Genomic DNA, 1166 nt, shown 5'->3' on the forward strand with positions numbered 1-1166 from the left:
ATACTAACTCTCACTGATCAGAACTCATGAGCCCAGGCGCGCAGGCCGATGGACATGATGCGCCAGGGCTGGTCGATGAGCTTGTTCCAGGCGTCGCAGCAGTGGTCGAGGATGGCCTCGTATGAAGCAAAGATCCGATTGCCGAGCCAGTTCTCACGGATGAACTGCCAGAGGTTCTCGACTGGGTTCAGTTCGGGCGAGCGGGCTGGCAGCGGCAGCAAGGTGATGTTGGCAGGGATCACGAGCTTCTTGGTCATGTGCCAGCCCGCCTGATCGAGCAGGAGCACGGCGTGCGCGCCCGACGCGACGGCCCTGGCGATCTCGGCCAGGTGCAGGTTCATCGCCTCGGTGGTGCAGCGAGGCATGACGAGCCCGGCTCCCGTGCCACGAGCCGGGCAGATCGCGCCGAAGAGGTAGGCGGAGGCGGTGCGCTGGTCCTTCGCGGCCACTGGGCGCGTGCCACGGCGTGCCCAGCGGCGGCTGATCGTGTTTTTCTGCCCGATCCGAGCCTCGTCGGAAAACCAGATCTCTATCGGCTTGCCGCCCGTGGCCTGCGCGATCTCTGCCAGGCGGGCGGGAAAGGCTTTTTAAAAACCGGGATGGCGTCCTGATCCTGGGCGTGATGGCGCGGACGAGCCGAGAGCTTGCGGTAGCCCATGCTCCGCAGAACCCGGCTCAGCGTCTGCTCGGAGACCGAGACCCCGTGATCCTCGAACAGGATCTGGGCGAGATCGATCAACCGCCAGCGCACCACCCCGTGGGCGGCCGGCATCGGACCCTGCTCGACCAAGGCACGCAGCGCCTCCCGCTGCTCGACGTTCAGGCGCGGGCGAGCGCCGGGAGCCTTGCCGCCGATCAGCCCATCTGGCCCCTCAGCGTTGAAGGCGAGCACCCAGTCCCGCACCGTCTGGAGCCCGACGCCGCCGAGAGCGGCCGCCTCGGAGCGCGGGCTGCCCGCGTAGATCGCTGACAGAGCCAGCAGGCGGCGGGTCTGATCCGGCTCAAGCGAACGCTTCGCCAGGGCACGCAGGGCCGCGGCATCGAAGTCTGGCCGCAGCGGTATAGGAGCGGCCATCCCATCCTCCCAGGCTTCAAACCCGAGGACAGAATCACAGCCCTGTCCGATCCGCTACCCCACGTGAGTCCCGCTCAACGAGGCTTGGTAT

Annotated in this window: 1 pseudogene; it reads right to left on the reverse strand. The window is 66.9% G+C overall.

Annotated elements, in window-relative coordinates:
* Positions 1-17 precede the first annotated feature (17 nt).
* A pseudogene (locus MFF58_RS31705) lies at positions 18-1113 on the reverse strand (IS630 family transposase).
* Positions 1114-1166: the final 53 nt, after the last annotated feature.

Source organism: Methylobacterium longum (genome assembly GCF_022179385.1).
GTDB classification, from domain to species: Bacteria; Pseudomonadota; Alphaproteobacteria; order Rhizobiales; family Beijerinckiaceae; genus Methylobacterium; species Methylobacterium longum.